Origin of the sequence: Duganella caerulea, assembly GCF_040362985.1 — a bacterium.
Classification (GTDB): Bacteria; Pseudomonadota; Gammaproteobacteria; order Burkholderiales; family Burkholderiaceae_D; genus Rugamonas; species Rugamonas vulcania.
The window spans coordinates 130055-153855 of record NZ_BPWJ01000007.1 but is presented as its reverse complement, the minus strand read 5'-3'; the positions used below and the strand labels follow the sequence as shown (position 1 = coordinate 153855).

General features: G+C 67.7%; 22 protein-coding genes. 10 read left to right on the top strand and 12 right to left on the bottom strand.

Annotated features, from left to right (window positions below; translation table 11 throughout):
• Window positions 1-28: 28 nt before the first annotated feature.
• The 5 genes from ACUJB0_RS21365 to yfcF all read right to left on the bottom strand — a co-directional run bounded on the left by ACUJB0_RS21365 (window position 29) and on the right by yfcF (window position 5364).
• Entirely contained in the window at window positions 29-1309 is a 1281-nt protein-coding gene (locus tag ACUJB0_RS21365; RefSeq protein WP_444846976.1) for a hypothetical protein, read from the bottom strand.
• Between the two features lie 46 nt (window positions 1310-1355).
• Window positions 1356-2837 carry a tryptophan halogenase family protein gene (locus ACUJB0_RS21360; protein ID WP_444846975.1) on the bottom strand — a complete coding sequence of 494 codons (1482 nt, stop codon included), beginning with the start codon at window positions 2835-2837 and terminating at the stop codon, window positions 1356-1358.
• 178 nt (window positions 2838-3015) lie between these two features.
• The gene (gene lipA, locus ACUJB0_RS21355) at window positions 3016-4002 is read right to left on the bottom strand and encodes a lipoyl synthase (protein ID WP_161092729.1); all 987 of its coding nucleotides are present in this window, start codon (window positions 4000-4002) and stop codon (window positions 3016-3018) included.
• A 31-nt stretch (window positions 4003-4033) separates the two neighbouring features.
• Entirely contained in the window at window positions 4034-4720 is a 687-nt protein-coding gene (gene lipB / locus ACUJB0_RS21350) for a lipoyl(octanoyl) transferase LipB (protein WP_444846974.1), read from the bottom strand.
• A gap of 14 nt (window positions 4721-4734) precedes the next feature.
• Window positions 4735-5364, bottom strand: coding sequence for a glutathione transferase (gene yfcF, locus ACUJB0_RS21345; RefSeq protein WP_444846973.1), 630 nt, complete (start codon window positions 5362-5364; stop codon window positions 4735-4737).
• A gap of 122 nt (window positions 5365-5486) precedes the next feature.
• Here yfcF and gcvA point away from each other — a divergent pair, with 122 nt between their 5' ends.
• The gene (gene gcvA / locus ACUJB0_RS21340; RefSeq protein WP_444846972.1) at window positions 5487-6386 is read left to right on the top strand and encodes a transcriptional regulator GcvA; all 900 of its coding nucleotides are present in this window, start codon (window positions 5487-5489) and stop codon (window positions 6384-6386) included.
• Between the two features lies 1 nt (window position 6387).
• Here the strand turns inward: gcvA and ACUJB0_RS21335 are convergent, their stop codons facing one another.
• From ACUJB0_RS21335 to ACUJB0_RS21320, 4 genes are all read right to left on the bottom strand, one after another.
• The gene (locus ACUJB0_RS21335; protein WP_117012278.1) at window positions 6388-6663 is read right to left on the bottom strand and encodes a DUF493 family protein; all 276 of its coding nucleotides are present in this window, start codon (window positions 6661-6663) and stop codon (window positions 6388-6390) included.
• Between the two features lie 79 nt (window positions 6664-6742).
• Complete coding sequence (locus ACUJB0_RS21330; protein WP_161099034.1) at window positions 6743-7555, bottom strand: hypothetical protein; 813 nt, start codon at window positions 7553-7555, stop codon at window positions 6743-6745.
• A 26-nt stretch (window positions 7556-7581) separates the two neighbouring features.
• The gene (locus tag ACUJB0_RS21325) at window positions 7582-8367 is read right to left on the bottom strand and encodes a DUF2491 family protein (RefSeq protein ID WP_444846971.1); all 786 of its coding nucleotides are present in this window, start codon (window positions 8365-8367) and stop codon (window positions 7582-7584) included.
• 1 nt (window position 8368) lies between these two features.
• Window positions 8369-9160: a hypothetical protein gene (locus tag ACUJB0_RS21320; protein WP_444846970.1), complete on the bottom strand. Its 792-nt coding sequence runs from the start codon at window positions 9158-9160 to the stop codon at window positions 8369-8371.
• Window positions 9161-9246: 86 nt separating this feature from the next.
• Here ACUJB0_RS21320 and ACUJB0_RS21315 point away from each other — a divergent pair, with 86 nt between their 5' ends.
• Entirely contained in the window at window positions 9247-9732 is a 486-nt protein-coding gene (locus ACUJB0_RS21315) for a phage regulatory CII family protein (RefSeq protein ID WP_161092722.1), read from the top strand.
• A gap of 262 nt (window positions 9733-9994) precedes the next feature.
• On the opposite strand, the gene ACUJB0_RS21310 is transcribed toward ACUJB0_RS21315, so the two are convergent.
• Both ACUJB0_RS21310 and ACUJB0_RS21305 read right to left on the bottom strand, forming a co-directional pair.
• Window positions 9995-11896 (bottom strand): DUF6600 domain-containing protein, encoded by a 1902-nt coding sequence (locus ACUJB0_RS21310; protein WP_444846969.1) that lies wholly within the window; start codon window positions 11894-11896, stop codon window positions 9995-9997.
• Between the two features lie 88 nt (window positions 11897-11984).
• A complete protein-coding gene (locus ACUJB0_RS21305; RefSeq protein WP_444846968.1) occupies window positions 11985-12626 on the bottom strand; it encodes a LysE family transporter in 642 nt (213 codons plus the stop codon).
• Between the two features lie 149 nt (window positions 12627-12775).
• On the opposite strand from ACUJB0_RS21305, the gene ACUJB0_RS21300 reads away from it, so the two are divergent.
• From ACUJB0_RS21300 to ACUJB0_RS21290, 3 genes are all read left to right on the top strand, one after another.
• Window positions 12776-13708, top strand: coding sequence for a DUF808 domain-containing protein (locus ACUJB0_RS21300; RefSeq protein ID WP_444846967.1), 933 nt, complete (start codon window positions 12776-12778; stop codon window positions 13706-13708).
• Between the two features lie 72 nt (window positions 13709-13780).
• Window positions 13781-14206 carry an inner membrane protein YiaA gene (yiaA, locus tag ACUJB0_RS21295; RefSeq protein WP_444846966.1) on the top strand — a complete coding sequence of 142 codons (426 nt, stop codon included), beginning with the start codon at window positions 13781-13783 and terminating at the stop codon, window positions 14204-14206.
• Between the two features lie 74 nt (window positions 14207-14280).
• Window positions 14281-16386, top strand: a complete 2106-nt coding sequence (locus ACUJB0_RS21290) for an EAL domain-containing protein (protein WP_444846965.1) — start codon at window positions 14281-14283, stop codon at window positions 16384-16386.
• A 21-nt stretch (window positions 16387-16407) separates the two neighbouring features.
• Here the strand turns inward: ACUJB0_RS21290 and ACUJB0_RS21285 are convergent, their stop codons facing one another.
• Window positions 16408-17199 (bottom strand): glutamate racemase, encoded by a 792-nt coding sequence (locus ACUJB0_RS21285; protein ID WP_444846964.1) that lies wholly within the window; start codon window positions 17197-17199, stop codon window positions 16408-16410.
• Between the two features lie 120 nt (window positions 17200-17319).
• Between ACUJB0_RS21285 and ACUJB0_RS21280 the strand changes: the two genes are divergently transcribed.
• The 5 genes from ACUJB0_RS21280 to ccoS are packed head-to-tail and all read left to right on the top strand — an operon-like array spanning window position 17320 to window position 23770.
• Window positions 17320-18948 (top strand): methyl-accepting chemotaxis protein, encoded by a 1629-nt coding sequence (locus ACUJB0_RS21280; RefSeq protein WP_444846963.1) that lies wholly within the window; start codon window positions 17320-17322, stop codon window positions 18946-18948.
• 2 nt (window positions 18949-18950) lie between these two features.
• A complete protein-coding gene (hemN, locus tag ACUJB0_RS21275) occupies window positions 18951-20384 on the top strand; it encodes an oxygen-independent coproporphyrinogen III oxidase (protein WP_444846962.1) in 1434 nt (477 codons plus the stop codon).
• A gap of 7 nt (window positions 20385-20391) precedes the next feature.
• The gene (locus ACUJB0_RS21270; protein WP_176362017.1) at window positions 20392-21153 is read left to right on the top strand and encodes a sulfite exporter TauE/SafE family protein; all 762 of its coding nucleotides are present in this window, start codon (window positions 20392-20394) and stop codon (window positions 21151-21153) included.
• On the top strand, window positions 21132-23615 hold the full coding sequence (locus ACUJB0_RS21265; protein WP_444846961.1) for a heavy metal translocating P-type ATPase: 2484 nt from the start codon (window positions 21132-21134) through the stop codon (window positions 23613-23615). The genes ACUJB0_RS21270 and ACUJB0_RS21265 overlap by 22 nt, the downstream gene beginning before the upstream one ends.
• Entirely contained in the window at window positions 23615-23770 is a 156-nt protein-coding gene (gene ccoS / locus ACUJB0_RS21260) for a cbb3-type cytochrome oxidase assembly protein CcoS (RefSeq protein ID WP_117012292.1), read from the top strand. Before ACUJB0_RS21265 ends, ccoS begins: the two co-directional genes overlap by 1 nt.
• Window positions 23771-23801 lie beyond the last annotated feature (31 nt).

Here is a 23801-nt window from a genome sequence, read left to right as displayed (position 1 = left end):
GTCTATGCCTTGATTGCGCGCCGCGCCGTCATTGGAAGGTGATGGCGCCGGTCAGCGTGAGCTTGGTGGTGAAGGTCAGCGCGGCCGCGCCCGGGGTCGACACCGAGGTGTTCACGCCCGCCGCCGAGAATTCGACCTTGGAGATCGGGTAGTCCTGCAGCTCGTTCCACAAGTCCAGCCCGGTCAGGCCGCACGATTCGTTGATCGTGAACTTGTCGCGCAGGCTGACGCTGTAGTCCGTGGCGGCGGCGGCGGTGGGCTTGACCACGGCGCGCAGCGTGACGTTGCAGGCCTTGCCTTCTTTGATCGCGAAGTGGCCGAGGGCCAGGTCGACATTGACCGCGTTGTTACTGGTGCTGAACCATTCGCTGTTCATCGCCATGTTGAACTTCACCGCCGCCTGGGCATCGATGCGCACGCCGGTCAGCGTGTCGCCATTCGCGGCCAGATCGGTCAGGGTGCCGGCGAACAGCTTGATGCCCCAATACGCGCCGATGCCGGCTGGATCCTTGGGCTGGATGTTGTAGAAATACGTGAAGCTGGCGCCATCGCTGGAGACCGAGCTGCCGCACCAGTTCGAGCCGCAATACCAGCCGTCCACGCTGCTGCCCGAGTAGGGGCTGACAGTGCCGAGCTCCTTGGTTTGGCTGGTGTCCTTGTAGCCGGTCAGGAACGGCACGGCGGCCGCCTGTTCGGTGCCGATCGGAATATTCTTGACCGTCGTCGCCTTCGCAAAGATGTCGCTGCCTTCCTGCGTGGCGGTGACGACGCACAGTCCATTGGCGAGCTTTGACAGCGAGGTGCCGCTGACCGAACACACCGCCGGCGTGCTGGTCGTGAAGACCACGGGCTGCCCCGTGTTGGTGGCCGCGGCCAGCGTCACCGGCTGCGCATCCAGCGCTTGCCAGCCAGGATTACGGAAGACCACCATCTGCGGCCGCTTGGGAATGACGAAGATCTGGCTGTGCGAGGCCGCGGCGTAGCCTTGATAACCGGACTGGGTGGCGGTCACCGAGCACTCGCCCGCCACCAGCAGCGACACGGTGTCGCCGCTGACGGTGCAGACCGTCGGCGTATTCGAGGTGAAGGTGACCGGTCCGCCCGAGCTGGCCGTCGCCACCAGCTTGGTGGTCGCGACGGTGGGCGGAACCCCGACCACCGCCCCGCCAGGGAAATCGAACGCGATCGTCTGCACCGCGCCGCCGCTGCCGCCGCTACCGCCTCCGCCGCCGCCACAACCGGCCAGCAACGCCACGCAGGCCAGCCCGATGGCCGACAGTTGGAATCTTGTCGCTTCTTTTATCATCATTATTGTCTCCTCTTGTATGCTTGTTTTTAAATGTCTCGTCGCCGCTTCAGCGCGCCAGCATCCTGCGCAGATAGGCGTCGTGGGTGGGCATGGCCGCCACCAGGGCGGCGATGGTCTCGCGCCGCTGGCGCAGGGCCTGCAGCGCCTCGTCGCGCGGCAGCTCGGCCAGCTCCGGATCGGCACGCTCCGGCCAATGGCCCATGCCGGCGTGGATCGCCAGCCAGCTGTTGGCGTCGAAGCCTTCCCACTGGTACTGGTGCAGCACGCCGGCCTGGCGCCAGGCGTGGATCTTGTAGGCCAGCGTTTCCGGCAATTCCATGCTGGCCATGTGGCGCCACAGTTCGCCGTCGCGGCGCGCCGTGAGGCAGTAGTGCAGGATGATGAAATCGCGGATGCGCTCGAACTGGCGCGCCATGCCGGCGTTGTAGCCGCCGACCTCGGCCGTGGTGGGCCTGCCTTTCTGCAGCAGCGGGATCAGGTTGCCCAGGCCGCTCTGGATCAGGAAGATGCTGGTCGACTCCAGCGGCTCCAGGAAGCCCGAAGCCAGGCCCAGCCCGACCACGTTATGCACCCAGCAGCGCCGCCGGTGGCCGGTGGTGAAGCGCAGCAGGCGCGGCTCGGCCAGCGCCGGGCCGTCCAGCTGCGCCAGCAATTGCTCGCGGGCGCGCTCCTCGTCGAGGTAGCGGCTGGCGAACACGTGGCCGTTGCCGACCCGGTTGCGCAGCGGGATGCGCCAAGCCCAGCCCGCCTCCAGCGCGGTGGCGCGCGTGTACGGCGTCAGCGCCGGGCCGCTGGGTTCGCTGGGCACGGCCCAGGCGCGGTCCACCGGCAGCCAATGGCTGAAGTCGGCGAAGGGCTCGTCCAGCGTGCGGCCCAGCAGCAGCGAGGCGAAGCCGGAGCAGTCGATGAACAGGTCGCCGGCCAGCTCGCGGCCATCGGCCAGCTTGAGGCTGGCCACGCCGCCGTCGGCGCGCCGCGCCACGTCGACGATGCGGCCCTCGGTGCGGCGCACGCCGCGTTTCAGCGCCAGCGCGCGCAGGAAGCCGGCGTACAGCGCCGCGTCGAAGTGGTAGGCATAGTTGAATGGCTGGTTCTCTTCCGAGGCCAGGCCCTGGAAGCGGCCCTGGCTGGCCATCACGCTCGACAGGCATTGCTCGCCCAGCGTGCCGAGGGTGGCGTCGCCGACCCGGCGGAAGTGGCCCCACAGCGCATCCGGGCCGGTCAGTTCGCCGAAGTCGCCGAAGGTGTGGAAATAGCTCTCGCCCTGGATGCGCCAGTCGCGAAACTCGATGCCCAGCTTGTAGGTGCCGTTGGTGGCGCGCAGGAACTCGGCCTCGTCGATGCCGACCAGCCGGTGGAAATTGCGGATCGATGGAAACGTGGCTTCGCCCACGCCGACGATGCCGATCTCCTCGGATTCAACCAGCTCCACGGCGCAAGCCGGCAGGGCGGTCGCCAGCGCCGTCGCGGCCATCCAACCAGCCGCGCCACCACCGACGACCACGATACGTTTGTATGCGGTGTCCATGCATGTCCCCTCATAGACTGGCGCCTCAAGGCCGTTGCTACGGCGAGGGCATCAGTTCTTTATATATTGGAAACATCATTTTGAGAGATGATGCCTCCGGGGGACAATTCCAATAACTATCAAAACAACAGAGGAAATTACGTAAATGCACAAAGGGCTCCTTGCGGAGCCCTCTTTATCAGCCTGCGGCCAGAACGTTGTGCGCCTGTTCGTCCGCGTGGTACGAGGAGCGCACCATGGCGCCGACCGCCGCGTGCTTGAAGCCCATCTTGTAGGCTTCTTCCTCGAACATCTTGAACACGTCCGGATGCACGTAGCGGCGCACCGGCAGGTGGCTGTTGGACGGCGCCAGGTACTGGCCGATGGTCAGCATGTCGATGTTGTGCTCGCGCATGTCGCGCATCACCTGCAGGATTTCCTCGTCGGTCTCGCCCAGGCCGACCATGATGCCGGACTTGGTCTTCACCTCGGGGTACAGCTCCTTGAATTCCTTCAGCAGCTGCAGCGAGTGCATGTAGTCCGAACCCGGACGCGCTTCCTTGTACAGGCGCGGCACGGTTTCCAGGTTGTGGTTCATCACGTCCGGCAGGCCATCCTTGAAGATGTCCAGCGCCTTTTGCAGGCGGCCGCGGAAGTCCGGCACCAGCACTTCGATCTGGGTCTTGGCCGACAGCGCGCGGGTGTTCTGGATGCACTCGACAAAGTGGCCGGCGCCGCCGTCACGCAGGTCGTCGCGGTCGACCGAGGTGATCACCACATAGCTCAGGCGCAGTTCGGCGATGGTCTTGGCCAGGTTGGCCGGCTCGTCCTTGTCCAGCGGATCCGGACGGCCGTGGCCGACGTCGCAGAACGGGCAGCGGCGGGTGCACTTGTCGCCCATGATCATGAAGGTGGCCGTGCCCTTGCCGAAGCATTCGCCGATGTTCGGGCAGCTTGCCTCTTCGCACACGGTCACCAGCTTGTTCTCGCGCAGGATGTCCTTGATCTCGTAGAAGCGGGTCGAGGCCGACGCCGCCTTGACGCGGATCCACTCCGGCTTTTTCAGCCGCTCAACCTGCTCGATCGGCACGATCTTGATCGGGATGCGCGCGGTCTTGCTGGCGCCTTTTTGCTTTTCGCTCGGGTTGTAAGCCGGGGCAACGCTGGTGGTGGTTTCAGAGGTCATTTGGCTGCGTGCCCTCGCGGGCGAAGTTTGGTTATTCGTGTACTGCCGGTTCGGCCGCCTGCGCCAATACGCGGATCAGCTCCTCGGCCAGTTGCTGTTGCACGTCGGACAACACGGCGGTCGCGCCGACGCTGCGCATGTCGGTCGTTTCCAGCCCGGCATAGCCGCAGGGGTTGATCCAGGAAAACGGGGCCAGGTCCATCGCCACATTCAGCGACAGCCCGTGATAGGTGCAACCGTTGCCGCGCACTTTCAGGCCGAGCGCGGCGATCTTGGCGCCTTGCTTGGGTCCGCCGGCCATGTAGATGCCCGGCGCGCCCGCAACGCGCTCACCGGCAAGATTATACGCCCCTAACACGTTGATGATCGCTTGCTCGATTTTATAGACGAATTGCCGGGCGTACAGTTTGCCGCCCGGCTTGTTGCGGCGCAGGTCCATCAGCATGTAGATCACCACCTGGCCGGGGCCGTGGTAGGTGACCTCGCCGCCGCGGTCGGTCTGCACCACCGGGATGGCGGACGCGCCCGCCAACAGGTGGCCACGGTCGGCACCCAGGCCCAGCGTGAACACGGGCGGATGCTCGACGATCCACAGTTCGTCGCGGGTGTCCGGCGTGCGCGCGTCGGTGAAGGCGCGCATCGCGGCGAACGTGCTGTCGTAGTCGGAAAGGCCGAGGTGGCGGATCAGCGCCGGCTCGGTGGAGGTAGGGGACGTCATCCCGACATTATAAATCAGCCCGGCTGGTGACGCTCCAGCCATTGCTGGACCGATGGGCGTTGCCACTGGCCTGCGGCGTAGTCCTTGAGCTTTTGCGGCACCTCGTCGCCGTTGAGGATCAGGCGGTTGAGCATCAGCGCCAGGTCGACATCGGCCAGCGACCAGTCGCCGAACAGGTTGGGGCTGCCTTCCTGCACGAACCGGCTGGCGGCGTGGATCAGCTTGTCGGCGGCGGCCTGGCCGGCCTCCGTCAGCGGCGCGCTGGCCTTGCCGAAAAATACGGTTTCCGTGTCGCGCTCGGCGCGCACCGGCAGCAGGTCGCTGCGCAGCCAGGCCTGGATCTGCCGCGCCTGGGCGCGCTGGCGGCGGTCCTTCGGATACAGCGAAATGTATTCCGGCGCCGGAAAGCTCTCGTCGAGGTATTCGGTGATGGCGGTCGACTCGGTCAACACAAAATCCCCCTCGACCAGCGCCGGCACCCGGGCGGTCAGCGCGCGCGTCGCGTAGGCGCTGAGCTTCTGCTGGCCGGCCTCCAGGTCCACCGTCTTGACGCTGAACGGCAAGCGCTTTTCGGTCAGCGCCACAAAGGCCGACATGGCGTAAGGGCTGGTGAACAGGCTGTCGACGTACAGTTCAAAAGGCATGGCGGCTCCGGCTAGAGTAGATTTATTCACATGGTAAGCCTTGCCGTAGCGCCTGTATAACGTTATATTTTCGTGATTCTAGCTAATTTTATTCACATAGTTATCCACAGCATGCCGACCTGATGAGCGCCAGCCGCCGCCTGCCCAATTTTTCCGCACTGCGCGCCTTCGAGGCGGCGGCACGCCACGAGAACTTCTCGCGGGCGGCGGAAGAGTTGCATCTGACGCATGGCGCGATCAGCCATCAGGTGCGCGCGTTGGAGGAGGAATTGGGCCGGCCGCTGTTCGTGCGGCACGGGCGGCAGGTGAAAATAACTAGCGATGCGCTGAAATTTGCCCAGTTTCTGGGCAAGTCTTTCGGGGATATCGCCGCTGCGGCGGACGCCATGCGGGCCTCGGCCGTCAACCAGCGGCTGACGATTTCATCGATTCCGTCGTTCGCCGCGCGCTGGCTGGCGCCCCGGCTGGGCCGCTTCATCGACCTGTATCCGGATATCGAGGTGGTGCTGCAATCGAGCGGCCAGCTGCAGGACTTGGCGCGCGACGGCATCGATGTCGGCATCCGCTTCGGGCGCGGCAACTATCCGGGGCTGGTGGTGCAGCGGCTGATGGGCGATGTCTATTATCCCGTAGTGAGTCCCCACTATCGCGGCGGACAGCTGCCCGCCGCGCCGCAGGAGCTGAGCCGGCACACGCTGCTGCGCTCGGTGGAGCCATGGTCGCCGTGGCTGCGCGCGGCCGGGGTCGACATGGCCGAGCCGTCCGGCGGGCTGATGTTCGAGGATTTGTCGATGCTGATACGCTCCGCCGCCGATGGCAACGGGGTGGCGCTGGTGCGCCATGTGGTGGCGATGCAGGAGATCGCCTCCGGGCAGTTGCAACGGCTGTTCGATACCGCCACGCCGTGTCCGGATGAGTATTTCTTCGTCTCGCCGCCCGGCGCGGCCGGACGGCCGCAGGTGCAGGCGTTCCGCGACTGGCTGCTGGAAGAGATTGCCGCCTTCCAGCGCCAGCAAGCCTGAATTACATGACGATTTTCACCATCGGATGTGCCGACAGCTCGGAATACAGCGCGTCCAGCTGCTCGCGGCTGATGGCGCGCACCACCACGGTCAGGCCGGTGTAATTGCCCTTGGCCGAAGGACGCACTTCCATTTTGCCTTCATGGAAATCCTTGTCATGCTTTTGCACCACCAGCACGATGGTCGGGGCGAAATCGATATGAGTCGGGCCCATCACCTTGATCGGGAAGTCGCTCGGGTACTCGATGAGGGACTCTGACGGCGGGATCGCTTGCATATTCATTCCAATCAAAAAAGAAAACCGGCGGCGCCAACACGGCGCCCCCGGCCTCTATTGTAGCCAATTCAGCGCAGGCTTATGCTTTGCCCAGCGCCAAGGTGGCCGGTTCCTGCGGCGCGGCCAGCTGCGCCTGCTGCTGGCCGGACAGCCGCTGCAGCCGCGCCAGCGCCGATTCGTTAGCGATGCCCGGCTGGCTGACCGACTTGCGGATCGCCTCCAGCTCGGCCGCCTGCTCGTACGGACGCTGGCCGATGTCGGTGACGATCTTCATGCCGGCCGCCTCGTTGCTGATGGCCTGGGCGCGGCGGGTCAGCGCGTTCAGCGCGCTGGAGTTGCCCTTCATGCCGGACAGCCCGGCCAGCTGGCTCTGGCGCTCGGCGCGCAGGTTCTGCAGGTCCTGCTGCGCGCGGGCCGAGGCCAGCGCCTGCATCGCCTTCTTGGCCGCCGAATCGAAATCCGCCAGCTGCTTGGACAGCGCGTCGACGATGGTCTGCAGCTCCTGCATGTACTGGCGGGCGTCGGCTTCCTCCTGCAGTTCCTGCGGCATGCGCGCCTTGTTCGCCTCCAGCTCGTCGCAGAACAGGGTGATGGTCGCCTCCGAGATCTTGCCGGCGGCCAGGCGCTCGGCCAGCGTGCCGGCCGCCTGCTCGTCGGTGGCGATCAGCTGGCGCAGCTGGACCACGTCGGCCGCTTCCTTGTCGAAAGAGCTGCGGGCGGCGGCCAGTTTTTGCGCGGTCAGGCGCAGGCTGTCGGCCAGCCGGTCGCGGTCGGCCTCGGTGGCCGTTTCCGGATCAAAATTGGCGATCGCTTCGGAAACACGGTCGCCCAGCGCGCCAAAATGTTTGGAAATCAAGCGCGCGGTCAAACCCCAGCCATTCAAGTTGCTCATGTCAGTCGTCCTTAAAAAATTGCGCGTCATTGGATAACGACGCGTTGCTGCTCAACCGGGATGCCAATGACGAAGTCGACATGGATCCCGCGTTTCGATGCATCGCCGTTCACGCTGTTGATGATTTCAGTCGTGATCAGCAAATATTCCTTGCCGCCGCCGCGCAGTTCCCGCACGTACGGCATGAACACCATTTCCTGGCGCAGGCCGGTGCGGCCGCTGGCGTCGTCCAGCCGGGTCTCGGTGCCGGAGAACGGCGTGACGAACTCGGCGTTGGGATCGCCGGCGTCGCGCCAGTAGTCGACGCCGTCGCCCTGGCCGAACACCAGGTCCAGGTCGGACTCGTCCAGGCCCACATCGCCCAGCTGTTCGCGCCATAGCGTGTAGCTGCGGTCGCCCAGGCCGGCGCCGCCCTGGCCCAGGTAGGCTTCCTGGTCCTCCGCCGTTTCCGGGATCACCCGCGCCAGCTGGGTGCAATACATCACCTCGGACACTTGCCCCTGGGCGTCCTGGTACACCTGCAGGAACTTCTCCTTCGCGTCCAGGTCGCCGGTGTCCAGGTAGTAGCGGTACAGGCCGCCGCTCTGCTGGAGCCGGAGCTGCGACACCGCGACGATGCGGGTGTCGCCCGCGTCCGGCAGGGTGATCAGCGAACCGTCGCCGGCGGCGCGCAGCAGCGGCGACTGCTGCAGCTGGATCACGCTGCCGATGCGCGCGCCCAGCGGCAAGTCCCGGTCCGTGCGCGGCGCGTCGGCCCCGCCCAGCCTGGCCGCGCCATTGCGCAGGTAGTTGTATGCATCCGACCAGCCCATCTCAATTCCTTTCAAATGAATAATTCGTCGCGTTACCTGCCCGCAGGCGGCGCAGCTTGCGCACCGTGTACACCGCCGCCCACGCCATCACCCCCAGCACGCCCAGCCACACCAGCCAGCGCGCCACGCGGGCCAGGAAGGACGGCGGCGGGGCGGCCGGGACCGGCTCACCCAGTCCCGGCATACCGTTAACCATGCCCGCCTGGGCGGCGCCGCTGCCGGCCTGGCTGGCGCCGTAGTCGACCGGGGCGCCGGCGGGGGCGGGCGCATTAGTGGCCGGGTACGACACCGGCTGATGGCTCTGGCTCATCGCCCGTCCCAGCATGAAGCCCAGCACGCCGTGCATCAGGCCGCTACTTGGCTGCTGCACGATGACCGGCGCCTGCTGATACACCGGGGGCGTCTGATACACCGGCGACGGCTGCGGCCGCGAAACCGTATCGTTCAGCGGCGGCGCGGTCGGCGCGGCGGCCGCGGCGCGGCGGGCGTCCAGCGTTTTCAGGGCGTTGGCCTGGGCCGCGCTCTGGTCGAGGTCGCGCGAGGCGGCCGAGGTGTTGCGCGGCGTCGCCGAGGCCGGCGAACCGGCAGCCTTGCCGAACGCGCCGGGACCGCTCTGGCGGCTGGCCGGCGGCGCGGCTGGCGTGCTCCGCGGGGAGTTGCTCTTTTGTGAAGAAAATCCACTTTTATACGACGACGATGTGCCAGAATGTGAAGACGTTCGCGCCTCCGCCATCCCATCGGTGCCGAGCGCAAGGCATAACGTCAATAGCAGCGCAGAAGAAAAGGACTTCATGATGTCTTTTCGCAAAGAAGTTGAATGAAAATCAGCATAGCGCCGCGCGCCGGCGACTGCATCGGTAATAAAAGGCTAGCTTCACCATGACACGCAAATACCTGGACATGAATCAACACGACGCGCTGTACAAAGTGGCGCGCAGCTACCCCGGCGGCATCGACGCGCTGGCGCAGGCGATGGGCATCTCGGTCAACGTCCTGCGCAACAAGCTGGCGCCGACCATCGCCTCGCACTACCCGTCGTTCGAGGAGGTTTCGACGGTGGTGCACCTGTGCCACCAGGCCGGCGTGGCGGACGCCCACCTGCCGCTGCACGCGCTGCTGGTGCGCCACGGCATGGCGGCCTTCGTGGTGCCGACCCCGGACAACATCGGCGACGACGACCTGTCGCAGACGGTGTGCAAGGTGATGAGCCAGGTGGGCGCGGTGGCCGAGGCGGTCTCGACCGCGCTGCTGGATGGCAAGGTCACGCCGGCCGAGGCCGACCTGATCGAGCGAGAATTCCAGGGCGCCTTGTCGGCGCTGGGCGAATGGCGGGCGCGGCTGCGCCTGAAGGCCGGGCAGGGCTAGGCCGCCGCGCCAAAAAAAAGCCAGCCGCTAGGGCTGGCAAAAACTATTCTCTGATCGGAAATTGGGAAAATCCGGAAAATAGTTGGGGCAAAGAGGCACTGTCTCGACGGTCCTGCGTGGCGGATGTCGCCATCCTTGTTCTCACGCTTCCCGCCGGCTTTGTCGATTTTGCAACGTTACACTTTGCAAAAAGCAAAAGCCATCCGCATGTGACGAACTGTCGATTTGGCACCCTGGACCCCGCATTTTCCGGAACAAACGGTCATTGGCGGTTCTGGTTGCGGTTGTCGCCGCGCTCGCGGCCTTCTTCCTTGCGGCGCTCCTGCTGCTTGTCGTGGCCGCTGTCGCGGTTCTCGCGCGGCTGCGGCTGGATTTGCGGCTGCGGCCGCTGCTGCGCCGGCTGCGGCATCGGCTGCGGCTGCATCGACTGTTGCTGCATCGGCTGCTGCGGCGACACCTGGCGCCGCTCCTCCGGCTGGCGGAACTGGCGGCGGTTGTCGTCGCGCTCGCGGTCGTAACGGTCGCGGTTGGCCGGGAACGGCGTCGGCACGGCCGGCGCCGGCACCGGCGCGGCGGTGATCGGCGGATTGCCCCGCTGGATATTCGGGTTCACCACGATGGGCGGATTGGCCTGCTGGATGTTCGGCGTCACCGCGATCGGCGGGTTGGCCTGCTGGATGTGCGGCGTCTGCCCCGGCCGGCCGTACGGACGCATATCGATACGCACGTCGCTGGGCTGGATGGTTTGCGGCGGCGCGTCGGGACGGCCGAACTGCCCCGGCGCCAGCGTGCTGATCTGCGGACGGCCCGGCTGCGTTGGCGCCACCGGCTGCGGCACCGGCGGCGCGGTCAGCACCCGGCCCGGACGATCCGGACGGCCATCACGGTCGCGGTCTTGCCAGTCGCGGCGGTTGGTGTCGAGCGTGCGCGCGACCGCCGGCTGCGGCGGCGCCACCACCGGCGCGGCGGTCGCCGCCAGCGCGGAAGTCGGGATCACCTGCGGTCCGCGCGGCACCTGCACGCTGCGGTGGCGGCCCTCGAACTGGTCGCGCGGCAGCACGGTCAGGCCCTCGTGCCGCCCGGGATCCACCGCGCGCGGCTCGAACTGCCGGCCGGTGTGGGTCCACACCAGGCGCCGCTCATGATCGGACGACACCTGGTAAGGCGGCACATAGCGCTCGCGCGGCGACAGCGGGAACCAGCCCAGGCCGGGCCGGTGGTCGCGCACGAAGCCGTTGCCGCCGACCCAGCCCACCAGCGCCGGCGCCCACACCGGCCGTCCGGCGGGCCGCCCCGGCGCCCAGCACCAGCGGCGGTTGACCACCACCCAGCGGCCGTAATGCGACGGCGCGTAGGCCCAGGGCGCGTTGTCGACCCAGGTCCAGCCCCACGGCGCCAGCCAGACCCAGCGGCCATCGCGGTAGGGCGCCCAGTCGACCGCGACATTGCGCGGCGTCCACAGCGCGCCGTACTCGACGCTGTCGCTCCAGCTGCCGTTGCGGTCCAGTTCCTCGTAGCCGGTCATGCCGGTGGAGACGAAGCGCGAGGCCACCACCACCTCGGCGGCGCGGTCGCGCTCGTCGGACCAGACATCGAAGCCGTCGCGCCGCGCCACGCTCGTGCTGACGTCGACGCTGCTGACGTCGACATGGCGGCCGGGACTGACCGTCACCGACGAGCCGGCGCCGTCCACCCGCGCGCTGCCGGCCAGCACGCTGACCTGGCTGGTGTCGGCCACGCGCTCGACATCGACCCGCAACAGGCCCGGCTCCAGCAGCGTGATGCGCGCCTGCGGCGTGTTCAGTTCGAAATCGCGCAGCAGCTCCGGGCTGCGCACGCGGATGCTGATGCTGCCGTAATTCAGGCGCAGCCGCAGCAGCTCGTCGTCCAGTTCGGTGATTTCCAGGTCGGAGTCGCCATCGAGCCGCACCGCCGTCGAGCCGACCCGGAACTCGGTGCGGCCGCCGCTGGCGGTGGTGAGATGGCTGGCACCGGTGACCGGCCAGTTCAGCCCGGCGGCGACCGGCTCGTCGTCGCCAACCAGCGTGACCTGGCCCTGCACCGCCGAGATGCGCCCGACCATGGCGGGCGGATCCGCCAGCGCGAACGAACAAAAGCCGGCCAAGGCGGCCAGCACGGCGGAACGGATGATTTTGCGGCTCATGGCGGCGTCTCCTAGTTTGTTTTTAATGTAACGCCGCGCCGGGCAATTCGACTACCGGGATTACACCGGGTTACAAATCATAGGCAAATCAGGCACTTGCGCCGCCACGCTTGACGAAGAACAAGGCCGCGCCGACCGCCATCAGCAGGCCGCCGAACACCCGGTTCTGCTTCTTGACGGCGCTGGCGTCGCGGAAAAAGCGTTGCATCGACGAGGCCAGGAAAGCATAGCTGTGCATCACCACCAGGTCGATGCAGCACATCGTGGCCGCCATGATCAGCAATTGCGGCAGCAGCGGCGAGCCCTGGGTGATGAACTGCGGCAGCACCGCCACCATGAAGATGATGCCCTTGGGATTGGTGGCGTTGGTCAGGAAGCCGGTCAGGAAGCGCTTGCGCGCGGTCGGCACCACCACCTCGGCGCGATCCTGCTGCGCGCTGACGCTGACCCTGGAGCGCCACTGGCTCAGGCCCAGGTAGATCAGGTACAGCGCGCCCACCGTCTTGACGATGTTGAACGCCACCTCCGACGCCAGCAGCAGCGAGCCGACGCCAGCGCCGGCGATGAAGAACAGCAGCATCAGGCCGCTCTGCAGGCCGAGGATGGTGGCGGTGGTGCGGCGCACGCCGAACGACAGGCCGTGCGACATCGACAGCACCGCGCCCGAGCCCGGCGAGACGGCGATGATGCAGGCGGCGATGAAAAAGGTGATCCAGGTGGCGAAGCTCATGATGGTCCCGTGCGGTGGGCCGCAGCACCGTGCTGCGAGGCAAAGCACATTGTAGCGGGCTTAGCGTGCCACCGCCCGCCCCGTCATCGGTTAATATTGCTTATCAACCAAGGAAATCCCATGACCCATTCCCCGCAGGAGCAACGTTAATGGCCGGCACCAGCCTGCTGGCGCTGATCGACGACATCGCCTCCATCCTCGACGACGTCGCCCTCATGAGCAAGATGGCGGCCAAGAAAACCGCCGGCGTGCTGGGCGACGACCTGGCCCTCAACGCCCAGCAGGTGGCCGGTGTGCGCGCCGACCGCGAGCTGCCGGTGGTGTGGGCGGTGGCGCTCGGCTCGCTGAAGAACAAGGCCATCCTGGTACCGGCCGCGCTGGCCATCAGCGCGTTCGCGCCGTGGGCCATCACGCCGCTGCTGATGGCCGGCGGCCTCTACCTGTGCTTCGAGGGCTTCGAGAAGATCGCCCACGGCCTGCTGCACCAGGACGAGGAGGACCAGCACCTGGGCGAGCTGGCCGACGCCGTCAGCGATCCCGACGTCGACCTGGTGGCGCTGGAAAAGGACAAGATCCAGGGCGCCATCCGCACCGACTTCATCCTCTCTGCCGAGATCATCGTGATCGCGCTGGGCACGGTGGCCGGCGCCGGCTTCCTGCAGCAGGTGACGGTGGTGGCCGGCATCGCCGTGGTGATGACGGTGGGCGTGTACGGCATCGTGGCCGGCATCGTCAAGATGGACGACGCCGGCCTCTACCTGAGCCGGCGCGGCGGCGGCGCGGTGCGCGCGCTGGGCCGGGTGCTGCTGGCGGCCGCGCCCAAGCTGATGAAGCTGCTGTCGGTGGTGGGCACGGCGGCCATGTTCATGGTCGGCGGCGGCATCCTGACCCACGGCCTGCCCGGCGCCCACGATGTGATCCACCACGCCACCGAGGCGGCGGCCACGGTGCCGGCGGCCGGCCCGCTGCTGGCCTGGGCCACGCCGGTCGCGCTGGACGCCCTGGCCGGGGTGGTCGCCGGCGCGCTGACGCTGGCGGTGGTGATGCTGGGCGGAAAACTGTTGCGAATTATCAGAAAATAACATTGGCCTTTTTGATATGATCCGGCAGCGGGCGCCGTCCGGCGCCGCCATACCCCACTGCAAGGAGCACACATGGCCCATACCACCCACCAAGGCCCGACCACCGCCTTTATCGCCGCCTCCTGGGTCGCCCTGATCGCCGGCGCCCTGACCTACCTGATCGGCCTGTGGAACGCCACCATGGCGCTGAACGAAAAAGGCTATTACTTCACGCTGCTGATGTACGGCCTGTTCGCCGCGGTCTCGCTGCAGAAATCGGTGCGCGACCGCAGCGAGGGCATCCCGGTCAGCGGCCTGTACTTCAGCCTGTGCTGGACCTCGATCCTGCTGGTCATCGGCCTGCTGGGCGTGGGCCTGTTCAACGCCACGCTGGCGCCCAGCGAAAAAGGCTTCTACGCCATGGGCTTCGCGCTCAGCCTGTTCGCGGCGGTGGCGGTGCAGAAGAACGTGCGCGACGTCGCGGCCATCAAGACCGGCGGCGCCGGCGAGCTGGGCTGATCCAGCTTAAAAAATTTCAGCCGGCCACGGAACTTTTTTCCGTCCTGTCGCTCAAACAGCGAAAGGAGGCCGGTATGGAATCGACGCAGCGACATCTGCGCATGGCCCTGGACGCCGCGCGCATGATGATCTGGGATTCGGACCTGTCGAACGGCAAGGTCATCGACAGCACCGTCAAATGGTTCGCCGCCGGCACCAGCCTGCTGGGCCTGCCGCCGGGGGACCTCACCCAGCCATTCTCGACCTTCCTGCAAATCGTCTGCCCCGAGGACCGCGACCACCTGCTCGACACCATGCAGGAGGCGGTCGACAAGCGCACCGGCTACGAGGTCGAGTACCGCGTGCAGTGGCCAGACCGCAGCCGCCACTGGCTGGCCGCCAAGGCCCACGTGTTCTGCGACGAGCACGGCGTGCCGGTCGGCACGCTGGGCATCGTCTGGGACATCACCGAGCGCAAGGAAAACGAACAGGCCACCGCGCGCCAGCGCGAGCTGGCCGCCGTCACGCTGCGCTCGATCGGCGAGGGCGTCATCACCACCAACGCGGACGGCGAGACCGACTACCTGAACCACGTGGCCGAGCAGCTGACCGGCTGGACGCTGGAGCAGGCGCGCGGCCTGCACATCTCCACCACGCTCAAGCTGATCGACGACACCGGCGCGCCCATCCCGGAACACGCGGCGCTGCAATGCCTGCGGCTCAAGCAGGCCATCGGCGCCTCGTCGCACAACCAGCTGGTCACGCGCGACGGCCGCCACGTGGCGGTGGAGGAATCGGCCGCGCCGATCTGGTCCGACCGCGGCGAGCTGCTGGGCGCGGTGGTGGTGTTCCGCGACGTCAGCCACGAGCGCAAGCTCAGCAAGCAGCTGTCGTGGAACGCCAGCCACGACACGCTCACCGGCCTGATCAACCGGCGCGAGTTCGAGGTGCAGATCGCCGACGCGCTGCACAGCGCCAAGCAGGACAACCACGTGCACGCGCTGCTGTACATGGACCTGGACCAGTTCAAGATCGTCAACGACACCTGCGGCCACAGCGCCGGCGACCTGCTGCTGCAGCTGCTGGCCAAGATGCTGCAGACGCAGATGCGCGACAGCGACATCCTGGCCCGCCTGGGCGGCGACGAGCTGGGCGTGCTGCTGCCGCACTGCCCGCCCGACCAGGCGCTGCTGATCGCCGACCAGCTGCGGCAATCGATCAAGAACTTCCGCTTCGTGTGGGACGACCACACCTTCGAGCTGGGCGTGAGCATCGGCCTGGTCGAGATCAACCACCTGAGCAAGTCGATGACCGAGCTGCTGATCGCCGCCGACCAGGCCTGCTACCTGGCCAAGGAGCGCGGCCGCAACCGCGTGCACCTGTACCAGGATTCGGACCTGCGGCTGGCGCGCCGCCAGGGCGAGATGCTGTGGGTGTCGCGCCTGAACGAGGCGTTCGAGCACCAGTATTTCCGGCTGTACGCCCAGCCCATCGTCGGCCTGTGCGGCCACGGCGGCGGGCACGACGAGGTGCTGATCCGCATCCAGCCCGCCAAGGGCGAGCTGATCCTGCCCGGCGCCTTCATCCCCGCCGCCGAACGCTACGACATGATGACCGCCATCGACCGCTGGGTGATACGGGCCGTGTGCCGCCACGTGCAAAGCGTGCGCGACAGCCTGGGCCCGCAGCAGGCGTACATCGCGCAGCGCCAACCGGCGCCGGCCCAGTACTCGGTCAACCTGTCGGGCAGCTCGCTGAGCGACGAGGGCCTGCGCGACTACATCATCGAGCAATTCGTCGAGCACGACGTCGCGCCCGAGCAGATCTGCTTCGAGATCACCGAGACCGCGGTGATCGCCAACCTGATCAAGGCGCAGGATTTCATGGCCGGGCTGAAGGCGCTGGGCTGCCGCTTCTCGCTGGACGACTTCGGCAGCGGCCTGTCCTCGTTCGCCTACCTGAAGGCGCTGCCGGTGGACTACCTGAAGATCGACGGCGTGTTCATCCGCGACATCGCCAACAACGCCATCAACCGCGCCATGGTCAAGGCCATCAACGAGGTCGGCCACGTGATGGGCATCAGCACCGTGGCCGAGTACGTCGAGGACGAGCCCACCCTGGCCGTGGTGCGCGAGCTGGGCCTGGACTACGCGCAGGGCTACGCGGTCGGCACGCTGCGCCCGCTCAGCGTGAGCGACTAGGATGGACGACCAGGTGGACGGCTAGGCCACGGCCACCAGCTCGGCCTGCAGCGGCGTGCCCAGCGCGCGCAACGCGGTGTTGAAATCCTCCAAGCTCAGCTCGGCGCTGGCGGTGGCCACGCAGCGCGTCAGGCCGCCGCCGGCGCTGGTGTGGGGCGCCAGCTCCGCCAGCACGCTGTCGGCCGGGTCGAGGAACTGCACGTCCGGCGCGGCCGCCTCGAAGAAGGGCTTGAGCCACGGCAGGTGGGTGGACGACATCGTCATCACGTCCAGCAGCGGATGGGCCGCGCGCAGTTCGCCGATGAAGCCGTTGACGGTGGCCTGGGTCGCCTGCGGCCTGTGGACAAAATCAAAGTTCTCCACAAGCTCCACCAGCGACGACGCGTTCACCAGCAGCACCTCGCCGGCGCCGCGATGGGCCGCCGCGTAGGCCTGCATGGCGGCGCTGTCCACCATCGAGCGCACGCCCAGCACCGCCACCCGGCCGCTGGCCGAGCGCCGCACCGCCTCCGCCACCGGCGGGAAGATGCCGATCACCGGCACGCCGGCCGCCGCCCTCAGCGGCTCCAGCACCACCACGCTGGGCGCGTTGGACGCCAGCACCACCGCCACGCAGCCCTGGTCCCGCAGGAACGCGGTAGCACGTTGCACCACTTCCAGCAACTGCCGCGGCGATTTGGCGCCGTAGGGAAAACTAACGCGGTCGGCGAAATACAGCACGTCCTGCGCCGGGAAGGCCGCGCGCACGCGCTCGACGATGGCGTAGCTGCCGATGCCGGCGTCGAAAATACCGATGGGGAGTTGAAGTTTCATGATTTCCTTGTCAACCCCAATCTGGGGATTTTTGATCCACATCAATAAAATTGGCGACCGGACTCCGTAAACTGATCATATCAATTGCGATAAAGCAATATATATCCCTCGGAGCCTCGTATGCGCAACAATCAGCCCGTCAGCAACCGCGAAGTGGAAGTCCTGGATGACCAGGCCATCGTGTCAAAGACTGACCTAAATGGCAATATTGTCTATGTAAATCCTTACTTCACGCAAGTCAGCGGTTTCAGCGAGGCGGAGCTGCTGGGTTCGCCGCAAAACATCGTGCGCCATCCGGACATGCCGGCCGAGGCCTTCGCCGACCTGTGGAGCTCGATCCAGGGCGGCATGCCGTGGACCGGCATCGTCAAGAACCGCTGCAAGAACGGCGACTTCTACTGGGTGCGCGCCAACATCACCCCCATCCGCGACAACGGCAAGACCACCGGCTACATGTCGGTGCGGGTCAAGGCCGAGCGCCACCAGATCGAAAAGGCCGAGCAGGCCTACCGCGCCATCCGCGCCGGCGGCAAGCACGGCCTGCGCATCAAGAACGGCCAGCTGATCCGCACCGGCGCCGGCTCGCTGCTGTCGCGCCTGCGCCATGTGTCGCTGGCCATGCGCATCTGGCTGGCCACCAGCGTGGTCAACGTGCTGCAGGTGATCGTCTGCGCGGCCGCGCTGATGGGCGGCGGCGGCAACAGCTACGGCATCTTCGCCGCCACCTTTGTCGGCCTGCTGATCAACGTCTTCCTGTGGTACACGCTGCGCGTGTCGGTGCTGCAGCCGCTGGGCCGCGCGCTGCAGGGCGCGCGCTCGATCGCGGCCGGCGACCTGTCGTGCTCGTTCGAGACCGACGCCACCGACGAGGTCGGCCAGCTGGTGCGCGCGCTGCAGCAGATGAACTGCAACCTGATCGCCACCATCCGCGACGTGCGCAACAACGTCGAGACCATGGCCGTGGCCACCCGCCAGATCGCCGCCGGCAACGCCGACCTGTCCGGCCGCACCGAGGCGCAGGCCGCCAGCCTGGAGGAGACCGCCTCCAGCGTCGAGCAGTTCTCGTCCACCGTCAAGCAGAACGCCGACAACTCGGCCCAGGCCAACGAGCTGGCGCAGAACGCCTCCAACGTCGCGGTGCAGGGCGGCGAGATCGTCGCCGACGTCATCGCCACCATGGACGAGATCAACACCTCCTCGCGCAAGATCGTCGACATCATCGGCCTGATCGAGGGCATCGCCTTCCAGACCAACATCCTGGCGCTGAACGCCGCCGTCGAGGCGGCCCGCGCCGGCGAACAGGGACGCGGCTTCGCCGTGGTGGCCGGCGAGGTGCGCAACCTGGCCCAGCGCAGCGCCACCGCCGCCAAGGACATCAAGAACCTGATCGACGTCTCGGTCGGCAAGGTCAGCGCCGGCATGGTGCAGGTCGACCGCGCCGGCGCCACCATGAAGGAAGTGGTGGCCTCGGTGCAGCAGGTGACCGCCATCATGCATGAAATCTCAGTGGCCTCGCACGAGCAGAGCATCGGCGTCGACCAGGTCAACGCCGCCATCGCCCACATGGACAAGGTCACGCAGCAGAACGCCGCGCTGGTCGAGGAGGCGGCCGCCGCCACCGCCAGCCTGGCGATGGAAGCGGGCGGCCTGACGCAGGCGGTCAGCCTGTTCAAGTTCGGCACCACGCGCAAGGTGCGTCCGCTGCGCGCCACCTCTCAACCTCAACCGATGAAACGCCTCGCGGCATGACCATGAACACCACTGTAAGCCACACCGGCGGCGCATTCCCCGACGTCGAATTCGACGCCGCCATCATCGGCAAGCTGAGCCAGTCCGGCCCACGCTACACCTCGTACCCAACCGCCGACCGCTTCCAACCGGAATTCGGCTACGGCCAGTTCCTGGAGGCGGTGGCCAGCCTGCGCATGCGCCGCAGCCAGCGGCCTCTGTCGCTGTACATCCACATCCCGTTCTGCGACACCATCTGCTACTACTGCGGCTGCAACAAGATCGTCACCAAGGACCACAGCAAGGCCGCCACCTACCTCGGCTACCTGAAGCAGGAGATCGACATGCAGGGCCGCCTGTTCGCCGGCATGGGCCAGATCGAGCAGCTGCACTTCGGCGGCGGCACGCCGACCTACCTGAGCGACCGCCAGATGGGCGACCTGATGACCCATCTGCACGAGAACTTCCAGTTCGCCTCCGACGCGCAGGGCGAGTACTCGATCGAGATCGATCCGCGCACCGTCAGCGTCGAGCGCGTGCATTCTCTGCGGGCGCAGGGCTTCAACCGCATCAGCCTGGGCGTGCAGGACTTCGACCCCGAGGTGCAGAAGGCCGTCAACCGCATCCAGCCGGAAGCCGAGACCCGCGCCGTGATGGACGCGGCGCGCGCGGCCGGCTTCCGCTCCATCAGCATCGACCTGATCTACGGCCTGCCCAAGCAGACCATGGCCAGCATGGAGCAGACGCTGGACAAGGTGATCGCCGCCAACCCCGACCGCATCGCCTTGTACAACTACGCCCACCTGCCGCACCTGTTCAAGCCGCAGCGCCGCATCGCCGAGGCCGACCTGCCGACGCCGGCCGTCAAGCTGGACCTGCTGGCGCTGTGCATCCGCCGCCTGTGCGCGGCCGGCTACGTCTACATCGGCATGGACCACTTCGCCAAACCGGACGACGAGCTGGCCGTGGCGCAGCGCCAGGGCCGGCTGCAGCGCAACTTCCAGGGCTACTCCACGCGCGCCGAGGCCGAGCTGATCTCGTGCGGCGTGTCGGCCATCAGCGCGGTCGGCGCCACCTACAGCCAGAACGAGAAAACGCTGGAGGCGTACTACGAAAAGCTCGACGACGGCAAGCTGCCGGTCACGCGCGGCATCAAGCTCGACACCGACGACCTGCTGCGCCGCATCGTCATCCAAAAGCTGATGTGCAATTTCGAACTGTCGATCTCGTCCATCGAGCAAGCCTATCCGATCCGCTTCCGGCAGTACTTCGCCGCCGAGCTGGACAAGCTGCGCGCCTTCGAGGACGACGGCCTGGTGCAGGTGGACGAGCAGTGGATCACGGTGACGGCCAAGGGCCGCCTGCTGATCCGCAACATCTGCATGGTGTTCGACCGCTACCTGAGCCTGCCGCGCAGCGAAGGCCCGCAACCGCTGCGCTATTCGAAGACGATCTGAGCGCGCCATGAACGCACTCCAGCTCTTGCCGGTGATGGTGGTGGGCCTCGCGGGCAGCGTCCACTGTGTCGGCATGTGCGGCGGCATCGTCGGCGCGCTGTCGGTCGGCACCGCGCCGCCGCCGCGCACGGTGATCCCCATCGTGGCGGTCCCCCAGACCAGCGCGCTGACGCGGGTGCTGTCCTACAACGCCGGCCGCATCGCCAGCTACATGACGGCCGGCGCGCTGGCCGGCGGACTGGCCGGCGGCGCCCACAGCATCGCCTCGCTGGCCGGCTTGCAGCTGGGCTTTTACTGGCTGGCCAACCTGATGCTGGTGGCGCTGGGCCTGTACCTGATGGACGCCTGGCGCGGCCTGGCCGTGCTGGAGCAGGGCGGCCGCGTGCTGTGGACCCGCGCCCAGCCGGTGATCGCGCCAATGATGAAATCGCTGATGCCGGCCACCCGCCCGCACCAGGCCTTCGCGCTCGGCGCGCTGTGGGGCTGGCTGCCGTGCGGCATGGTCTACAGCGTGCTGCTGACCGCCATGCTGAGCGGCTCGGCCGGCGACGGCGCCGCCGTCATGCTGGCCTTCGGCCTGGGCACGCTGCCCATGCTGACCGGCCTCGGCCTGGCCGGCGCCCGCCTGCAACGCGCCCTGCAACAGCGCCGCGTGCGCATCGCCTGCGGCCTGCTGGTGCTGGCCTTCGGCGTGCTGGGCCTGGCCCGCGCGGCCGGCGGCATCGCGCCCGACTGGATGGATACCCTATGCCTGACACCACATCAATGAGCACCTTCGCGCCGCCGGCCGCCGCCGCCGGCGTCTGCTACCACTGCGGCCTGGCCCTGCCGGCCGCGGTCAATCCCGCCTGGACCGTGCGCATCGCCGGCGCCGAGCACGCCATGTGCTGCCCCGGCTGCGCGGCGGTGGCGCAGACCATCGTCGACCTCGGCCAGGAATCCTACTACCGCGAACGCTCGGCCTTCGCCGCCAGCGCCGAGGGCGCGCAGATGCTGCCGCCCGAGCTGCGCCTGTACGACAACGCCGACCCGCGCTTCGCGCTGGACGAGGACAGCCGCGAAACCACGCTGACCGTCGAGGGCATCCGCTGCGCCGCCTGCGTGTGGCTGATCGAGCAGCGCCTGGCCAAGCTGCCGGGCGTGGAAAGCGCCCAGCTCAACGTCGCCACCGAGCGCCTGTACGTGCGCTGGCGCAGCGAGGCCTGCCAGCCCGGCGACATCCTGGCCGCGCTGCACGCGATCGGCTACGCAGCCTATCCGTACGACGTCGAGCGCCACAGCGAGCAGCAGCGCAAGGCCGCCAGGACGCTGGGCCGCCAGCTGTTCGTGGCCGGCCTGTCGATGATGCAGGTGATGATGTACGTGGCGCCGGCCTACCTGGCCGACGCCGGCACGCTGGACGACAGCATGGCCACGCTGATGCGCTGGGCCAGCCTGCTGCTGACGGTGCCGGCCATCTGCTACTCGGCGCTGCCGTTCTGGCGCGGCGCCTGGTCCAGCCTGCGCGCGCACACGCTGGGCATGGACGTGCCGGTGGCGCTGGGCATCGCGGCGGCGTTTGGCGCCAGCGTGGTGGCCACCGTGCGCGGCCAGGGCGACGTGTATTTCGATTCGGTCACGATGTTCATCTTCCTGCTGCTGTGCAGCCGCCACCTGGAGCTGCGCGCGCGCCGCAAGGCCGGCGCCGCGCTGGAGCGCCTGCAGCACGCGCTGCCGGCCTCGGCCACGCTGCTGGAACACTATCCGGACAGCCACGCGGCCAGCCTGGTCAAGGCCGCCGCGCTGGCGGTGGACGACGTCATCATGATCAAGCCGGGCGAGGCGGTGGCGGCCGATTGCGTCATCGTCGACGGCCGCACCGTGCTGGACCTGTCGCTGCTGAGCGGCGAGAGCGCGCCGGTGGCCAAGGACGTGGGCGACACGCTGCCGGGCGGCGCCATCAACGCCGGCTCGGTGATCCTGGCGCGCGTGACCCGCATCGCCCAGGACAGCACCATGTCGCGCCTGGTGCAGCTGATCGACCGCGCCGGCCGCGACAAGCCGCGCATCGCCCAGTGGGCCGACGACGTGGCCGGCTGGTTCGTGCTGGCGCTGCTGCTGTTCGCGCTGGCCACCTTCGCCTTCTGGTTCTGGCTGGACGGCGACAGCGCCCGCCGCGCCTGGCCGATCGCCATCGCGGTGCTGGTGGTGTCGTGCCCGTGCGCGCTGTCGCTGGCCACGCCGACCGCGCTGGCCGCCGCCACCGATGCCCTGCTGCGCCAGGGCGTGCTGGTGACCGGCCCGCAGACGCTGGAAACGCTGCACCGCGCCACCCACGTGGTGTTCGACAAGACCGGCACGCTGACCTACGGCCGTCCGGTGCTGCAGGAAATTCAACAGCTGGGCCTGATGCAGTCCGACTTCTGCCTGCAGGTGGCGGCCGCGCTGGACGCCGGCAGCGGCCATCCGCTGGCGCGCGCGCTGGTTGGCGCGGCGGCCGAGGCGCAGGGCGGCGCGCGCGCCGACTGGCAGCCGGTGGCGTCCAAGGAAATCCCCGGACGCGGCATCGAAGGCGTGCTGCACAACCGCCTGTACCGGCTGGGCAGCGCAAGTTTCGTGGCCGAGCTGAGCGGTGTGGCGCCGCCGCACGATCCGGGCAGCGGCGTCACGCCGGTCTACCTGGGCGTGGCCGGCCGGTGGCTGGCCTGCTTCCATCTGCACGACGGCCTGCGGCCCGAGGCCCAGGCCACGGTGGACTACTTCCGCCAGGCCGGCAAGACCGTGGTGCTGCTCAGCGGCGACCACGACTTGCTGGCGCGCCAGGTCGGCGACCAGCTCGGCATCCGGACCACCATCGGCGGCTACCTGCCCGATGAGAAGCTGGCCTTCGTCAAGCGCCTGCAGGAAACCGGGGCGGTGGTGGCGATGGTGGGCGACGGCATCAACGACGCCGCCGTGCTGAGCGCGGCCGACGTCTCCTTCGCGATGGGCGCCGGCGCCGCGCTGGCGCAGGCCCACGCCGACGCGGTGCTGCTGTGCGGCCGCCTCGACGCCGTGGCCGACAGCGCCCGCGTGGCCGATAAGACCATGCGCGTGATCCGGCAGAACCTGGGCTGGGCCAGTGTCTACAACGCGGTGGCGATCCCGGCGGCGGCGATGGGCCTGCTCAACCCCTGGCTGTCCGGGGTCGGCATGGCGCTCAGCTCGGCCGTGGTGGTGGCCAACGCGCTGCGCCTCAGAAGGAGTGCATGATGGAAGCCTTGTACCTGCTCATCCCGCTCAGCGTGCTGCTGGTGTTTGTCGCGCTGTGGATCTTCTTCAGCGCCTCCGACAACGGCCAGTTCGACGACCTGGTCGGCCCCGGCCTGCGCATCCTGCAGGATGACGACAAGCCGCAAGACGATTGACCAGATCGGGAAAATTTTGATTCACATCAAG

Coding starts and splice junctions, on each gene's coding strand:
- ACUJB0_RS21365 (WP_444846976.1), bottom strand. CDS start 1,309: ATGATGATAAAAGAAGCGACAAGATTCCAACTGTCGGCCATCGGGCTG.
- ACUJB0_RS21360 (WP_444846975.1), bottom strand. CDS start 2,837: ATGGACACCGCATACAAACGTATCGTGGTCGTCGGTGGTGGCGCGGCT.
- lipA (WP_161092729.1), bottom strand. CDS start 4,002: ATGACCTCTGAAACCACCACCAGCGTTGCCCCGGCTTACAACCCGAGC.
- lipB (WP_444846974.1), bottom strand. CDS start 4,720: ATGACGTCCCCTACCTCCACCGAGCCGGCGCTGATCCGCCACCTCGGC.
- yfcF (WP_444846973.1), bottom strand. CDS start 5,364: ATGCCTTTTGAACTGTACGTCGACAGCCTGTTCACCAGCCCTTACGCC.
- gcvA (WP_444846972.1), top strand. CDS start 5,487: ATGAGCGCCAGCCGCCGCCTGCCCAATTTTTCCGCACTGCGCGCCTTC.
- ACUJB0_RS21335 (WP_117012278.1), bottom strand. CDS start 6,663: ATGCAAGCGATCCCGCCGTCAGAGTCCCTCATCGAGTACCCGAGCGAC.
- ACUJB0_RS21330 (WP_161099034.1), bottom strand. CDS start 7,555: ATGAGCAACTTGAATGGCTGGGGTTTGACCGCGCGCTTGATTTCCAAA.
- ACUJB0_RS21325 (WP_444846971.1), bottom strand. CDS start 8,367: ATGGGCTGGTCGGATGCATACAACTACCTGCGCAATGGCGCGGCCAGG.
- ACUJB0_RS21320 (WP_444846970.1), bottom strand. CDS start 9,160: ATGAAGTCCTTTTCTTCTGCGCTGCTATTGACGTTATGCCTTGCGCTC.
- ACUJB0_RS21315 (WP_161092722.1), top strand. CDS start 9,247: ATGACACGCAAATACCTGGACATGAATCAACACGACGCGCTGTACAAA.
- ACUJB0_RS21310 (WP_444846969.1), bottom strand. CDS start 11,896: ATGAGCCGCAAAATCATCCGTTCCGCCGTGCTGGCCGCCTTGGCCGGC.
- ACUJB0_RS21305 (WP_444846968.1), bottom strand. CDS start 12,626: ATGAGCTTCGCCACCTGGATCACCTTTTTCATCGCCGCCTGCATCATC.
- ACUJB0_RS21300 (WP_444846967.1), top strand. CDS start 12,776: ATGGCCGGCACCAGCCTGCTGGCGCTGATCGACGACATCGCCTCCATC.
- yiaA (WP_444846966.1), top strand. CDS start 13,781: ATGGCCCATACCACCCACCAAGGCCCGACCACCGCCTTTATCGCCGCC.
- ACUJB0_RS21290 (WP_444846965.1), top strand. CDS start 14,281: ATGGAATCGACGCAGCGACATCTGCGCATGGCCCTGGACGCCGCGCGC.
- ACUJB0_RS21285 (WP_444846964.1), bottom strand. CDS start 17,199: ATGAAACTTCAACTCCCCATCGGTATTTTCGACGCCGGCATCGGCAGC.
- ACUJB0_RS21280 (WP_444846963.1), top strand. CDS start 17,320: ATGCGCAACAATCAGCCCGTCAGCAACCGCGAAGTGGAAGTCCTGGAT.
- hemN (WP_444846962.1), top strand. CDS start 18,951: ATGAACACCACTGTAAGCCACACCGGCGGCGCATTCCCCGACGTCGAA.
- ACUJB0_RS21270 (WP_176362017.1), top strand. CDS start 20,392: ATGAACGCACTCCAGCTCTTGCCGGTGATGGTGGTGGGCCTCGCGGGC.
- ACUJB0_RS21265 (WP_444846961.1), top strand. CDS start 21,132: ATGCCTGACACCACATCAATGAGCACCTTCGCGCCGCCGGCCGCCGCC.
- ccoS (WP_117012292.1), top strand. CDS start 23,615: ATGGAAGCCTTGTACCTGCTCATCCCGCTCAGCGTGCTGCTGGTGTTT.